The organism is Lysobacter tyrosinilyticus (genome assembly GCF_054779815.1).
In genome coordinates, this window is record NZ_BAAGXN010000018.1 from 1 (window position 1) to 4,002 (window position 4,002).

7 protein-coding genes are annotated in these 4,002 nt (G+C 56.4%); all 7 read left to right on the top strand.

Going from position 1 to position 4,002, the window contains the following annotated elements:
* The first annotated feature begins 86 nt into the window (after window positions 1-86).
* The 7 genes from ACYVGK_RS17725 to ACYVGK_RS17755 all read left to right on the top strand — a co-directional run bounded on the left by ACYVGK_RS17725 (window position 87) and on the right by ACYVGK_RS17755 (window position 3,925).
* Window positions 87-512: an Imm50 family immunity protein gene (locus tag ACYVGK_RS17725; RefSeq protein ID WP_460736165.1), complete on the top strand. Its 426-nt coding sequence runs from the start codon at window positions 87-89 to the stop codon at window positions 510-512.
* A 28-nt stretch (window positions 513-540) separates the two neighbouring features.
* Window positions 541-855, top strand: a complete 315-nt coding sequence (locus tag ACYVGK_RS17730; RefSeq protein ID WP_460736167.1) for a YbbC/YhhH family protein — start codon at window positions 541-543, stop codon at window positions 853-855.
* A gap of 81 nt (window positions 856-936) precedes the next feature.
* Complete coding sequence (locus tag ACYVGK_RS17735) at window positions 937-1,242, top strand: hypothetical protein (RefSeq protein ID WP_460736169.1); 306 nt, start codon at window positions 937-939, stop codon at window positions 1,240-1,242.
* Window positions 1,243-1,772: 530 nt separating this feature from the next.
* Window positions 1,773-2,429: a hypothetical protein gene (locus ACYVGK_RS17740; protein WP_460736171.1), complete on the top strand. Its 657-nt coding sequence runs from the start codon at window positions 1,773-1,775 to the stop codon at window positions 2,427-2,429.
* A gap of 85 nt (window positions 2,430-2,514) precedes the next feature.
* On the top strand, window positions 2,515-2,784 hold the full coding sequence (locus ACYVGK_RS17745) for a hypothetical protein (RefSeq protein ID WP_460736173.1): 270 nt from the start codon (window positions 2,515-2,517) through the stop codon (window positions 2,782-2,784).
* 451 nt (window positions 2,785-3,235) lie between these two features.
* A complete protein-coding gene (locus ACYVGK_RS17750; RefSeq protein ID WP_460736175.1) occupies window positions 3,236-3,508 on the top strand; it encodes a hypothetical protein in 273 nt (90 codons plus the stop codon).
* 72 nt (window positions 3,509-3,580) lie between these two features.
* Window positions 3,581-3,925 (top strand): hypothetical protein, encoded by a 345-nt coding sequence (locus ACYVGK_RS17755; RefSeq protein WP_460736177.1) that lies wholly within the window; start codon window positions 3,581-3,583, stop codon window positions 3,923-3,925.
* Window positions 3,926-4,002: the final 77 nt, after the last annotated feature.

A 4,002-nucleotide genomic window follows, 5' to 3' on the forward strand; every position in this document is an offset into this window, starting at 1 on the left:
TAGCATGGCGCCTAACAATTCATTCAAGCCGAAGCCGCTTCGCGGCTCGGCTTAATTCAGGCGTTAGGCCCCTCAGAAAGATTCCTATGGACTGGAACCAGATCACCCTTAATCCCAAGGTCATTCTCGGCTACTACTCAGTTGCGCCAAGCCTTAAGAATGTCTGCGTCCACCGCATATCGCTACATCGGGATGGCCCCTCGGCCGAGATCACATTTGAGCCTCAAGATTTTCCGGACAAGCCATCCTCTAAATGGCCCGACGGCGCCAACACCTGCCAAATTCTAATTCGTGCTTTTGCAGTGACCCAGATAGACATTCATCGGTGGGGTACTGGTGTTTCCGGAGACCTTGAGATAAATCGCACATCAAGTGGGGTCGAGGTAGTGCTCTCAGGAGAGGGCGCCTTCCGGCTCGTATGCTCAGAGCTAGATGTGGTCAGCGTCGTCGGCTACGTCAGTGAGGGGCCTAACAATTCATTCAAGCCGAAGCCGCTTCGCGGCTCGGCTTAATTCAGGCGTTAGGCCTCACGAGACAGTCATGTCACCTTTCCGCTTCCTCATCGCCATCGCACTCGTCCTATCTGCGTTACCGTTGTCCGCTCAAGAGCACAACGTTCGCCCGTCACAAGGACTCGTACCAGACAGCAAGACCGCAATTGCAATTGCGGTGGCCGTCTGGACGCCAATTTATGGCGAGAAGAAGATCGCCTCGGAAAAGCCTTACCGGGCAACGCTTGCTGACGGAAAATGGACTGTGACAGGCTCACTTCCCAAAGACTGGGTTGGCGGCGTTGCAATTGCCGTAATCTCCAAGTCGGACGGCCAAATCTTGCGCGTTAGCCACGGCAGGTGAGGCCTAACAATTCATTCAAGCCGAAGCCGCTTCGCGGCTCGGCTTAATTCAGGCGTTAGGCGGCACAACGGAGATTCCGGTTTGCGGTACGAACTTGCCATCTATCTGGCAGATGCCATAGCGGCGGACACCTCGATCGGCGTCGAGTTGGGAACGCCTTGTGCTTTGATAATTGCCCTACGTCACAGCGTAGGTGATGAGCTTGATTTCGATCGTGCGCTGGCCTGTGCGCAAGAATCTGGCTGGGCTGAAATTGAGATTTCTGAAGGCGCTTTTGTATCAGATGAGGCCAGGCCTGATCCTGGGTTCGAGGCTCAACTGCAAGAAACCTACCAAGGCGCTCTTGACCATGGCCATCACATATTCTTTGCCTATGACCGGCACTAGGTTGCCGCCTAACAATTCATTCAAGCCGAAGCCGCTTCGCGGCTCGGCTTAATTCAGGCGTTAGGTGCCATAGATGCATAACCTGCCGTTAGCGCTTTCCTTTCTCGCAGCTTTGCTCGTATGCGGCTGCAGCAAAGACTCGCCTCCTCCGGCCCCAGTAGCCGATGACGCTCGCCTTGCGGATGCATGCCCCCTTTCCATCCGAGAGGTCGGAGCAAATGGCCAGGTAGCTAGCCGGCCGTTCATTCGCCCGGAGCATGTGGCTGCGATAGGTACCGCTCCGGGGCCCGTGCCCGCATTACTCGTTACTCTGACTTCGGACGGGGAGAAGCGGATGCTTAGCTACACCAAGAGCAGTGTCGGCCGGTCAGTCGCGGTATTTTGCGGTGACATGGAGGTCTCACGCCCCTACATCACCAAACCATTCTCAAACCACTTTCAGGTTGCCTTGCCACAGCCGGCTGGCACCTAACAATTCATTCAAGCCGAAGCCGCTTCGCGGCTCGGCTTAATTCAGGCGTTAGGTGCCTATGACAGGTTCCCGCAAATTGCTAGCAGCACTCCTGCTTCTCGCCGCGGCACAGACGCCGGCTGCGGAGCTAGGAGCCGATGAGCCATTCCTTTTGCAATTTACCCATGGAGCCTCTGCAGCGTCGGGCATGGGCGAGCTCAGTCAAATCTCCCTCCCCAATGGAGAGCGGGAAATCCGCATATGGATCGGATTTGGCATGATGCGGACAGACCACATGCTCAGGCTGCAGGTCTCTCCATCAGGAAAAGTACACGGAGAGGTCTTGGCTCACTATAAAAATGACCTTAGTAACATGGAGCCGCAGGATGCGGCCGAGTTTCGCCGTAGCGTTCTAGAAGGCTGCACTAACCCCAAGGAAGGTAGTGAGTCCAATGTCTGCACTGTGAATTATCGTCGGACGCCAAACTGGCAATCTATCTATAAAAAGCTCCTTGCACTTGGTGTTCTGACACTTCCCGATGAATCAGCGCTTCCGGCTCCGGAAATCGAAATCAACGATGGCGTTGCCATGGTCGTCGAAATTCGAGATGGCTGGCAGTATCGAGCTTATGAGTACTCTAATTCTTGGGCGCGTAAGGAGCCCGAGGCAGTCGCTGCAACAAAGATCATGCAAGTCGTTGGCAAAGCCATGGGTGCAGGGAGGGGCGGCACCTAACAATTCATTCAAGCCGAAGCCGCTTCGTGGCTCGGCTTAACTCAGGCGTTAGGCGCCAGCCATGGCAAACCCGCGAGTCGTTGCAATGCCGATCTGGATTCTGTTGGCCCTGCCAGCTACCTGGGGCGCTTCCCTTTTCTGCGCCATTGCCTTCCGCTCCAACCCCATAATCGTTCAGGCCTCAATGCTGACGAGCCTCTTTTGCACGGCCGCAGCATTCGTCGCCGTTCCAGTAGCGATCTATGCACTGATTGCCAACCCCTCGTTGCGCACGTTGCAACAAGGCTCCAGCGTGGCATTCTGCAGCCTACCCATCCTAGGGATGGTTGTAGCTTTGCTTTTCGGCGGCATCTAGTCATTCAAGGTCGGCGCTCATGCATTCCGCCTTGGCGCCTAACAATTCATTCAAGCCGAAGCCGCTTCGCGGCTCGGCTTAATTCAGGCGTTAGGCCGTATTCGGGCAGATCACACGAGCGTTTGGCTGCAGCGCCACGTTCGGCGATACCGCGGCAAACTTCGCAAAGGCCGCGGCGACTCTTCGGCTTCGGCAGGCACTCCGCGCCCGAGCTGTGCCGGCCCACGCCGCCGAGCAACAGCAGCGGCCTAGTGCCCCCGCCCTCTCCTCATCTGCCTGCTCAACAGCTAGCTCTGTACCGCGCTATGCAGCCTTCAGCATCACATGGCTCTTCGGGTAAAGTTCCGGCATTCCAGGCGGGGCGACGTGATCCACCTCGCGTCATCCGGCCTAACAATTCATTCAAGCCGAAGCCGCTTCGCGGCTCGGCTTAATTCAGGCGTTAGGTGCCATGGGTAGGTTCCTCATAGTTCTAATAGCGGCACTCCTCTCAGCCTGCGCCCAAAGCTCGCCATCGGCAGCCCAGATCAAGGCTGACTACGCTCGCATCGATCCGCGCTGCACAAATATCTTCATAGACGATATTGAGCAAGATGATCGAGGTGTCTGGGTGACCATTACCGAGAAATGCCACAGCAGTAACGATGGCCAGATGCAGCTTCAGTACAAGAAGACTGGCAGCAAATGGGCAGTGGCTTGGTACGCGCCGGTGCTTTACGACTAGTCGGATGGCACCTAACAATTCATTCAAGCCGAAGCCGCTTCGCGGCTCGGCTTAATTCAGGCGTTAGGCCGCATGCCAGAGAACCCCTATTCGTCACCAAGATCCCGGCAGGTCAGCTTGCGCAAGCCCCGCTCTTATGCGGCATGGTTAGACGTGGTTGCCGGATTGCTGTGTGCGGCGCTCTTTATCTACTTTCTTCCTGGCCTGTCTTTGCCAGTTAAGATGATTGCGGCAGGGTCAGCCAATCCGGATTACTACCTCGGGCTAGCATTTGCGGCACTTGTTGTTGTCGCTGCGCTTGGCTTCCTATTCGCCGCAGCATCGCTGTTTCTGGGTTGGCGCTTTGGTAAAACTATCCATTGGTCCGCGTGGATAGGCGCCCCGGCGAGCTACGTCCTGCTGTCGCTGATCGGCTAGCATCCGCGGCCTAACAATTCATTCAAGCCGAAGCCGCTTCGCGGCTCGGCTTAATTCAGGCGTTAGGCCTCGCACGA

Bases quoted from the DNA above. Each gene is read 5' to 3' on its own strand.
- ACYVGK_RS17725 (WP_460736165.1), top strand. From the start codon at position 87: ATGGACTGGAACCAGATCACCCTTAATCCCAAGGTCATTCTCGGCTAC.
- ACYVGK_RS17730 (WP_460736167.1), top strand. From the start codon at position 541: ATGTCACCTTTCCGCTTCCTCATCGCCATCGCACTCGTCCTATCTGCG.
- ACYVGK_RS17740 (WP_460736171.1), top strand. From the start codon at position 1,773: ATGACAGGTTCCCGCAAATTGCTAGCAGCACTCCTGCTTCTCGCCGCG.
- ACYVGK_RS17745 (WP_460736173.1), top strand. From the start codon at position 2,515: ATGCCGATCTGGATTCTGTTGGCCCTGCCAGCTACCTGGGGCGCTTCC.
- ACYVGK_RS17750 (WP_460736175.1), top strand. From the start codon at position 3,236: ATGGGTAGGTTCCTCATAGTTCTAATAGCGGCACTCCTCTCAGCCTGC.
- ACYVGK_RS17755 (WP_460736177.1), top strand. From the start codon at position 3,581: ATGCCAGAGAACCCCTATTCGTCACCAAGATCCCGGCAGGTCAGCTTG.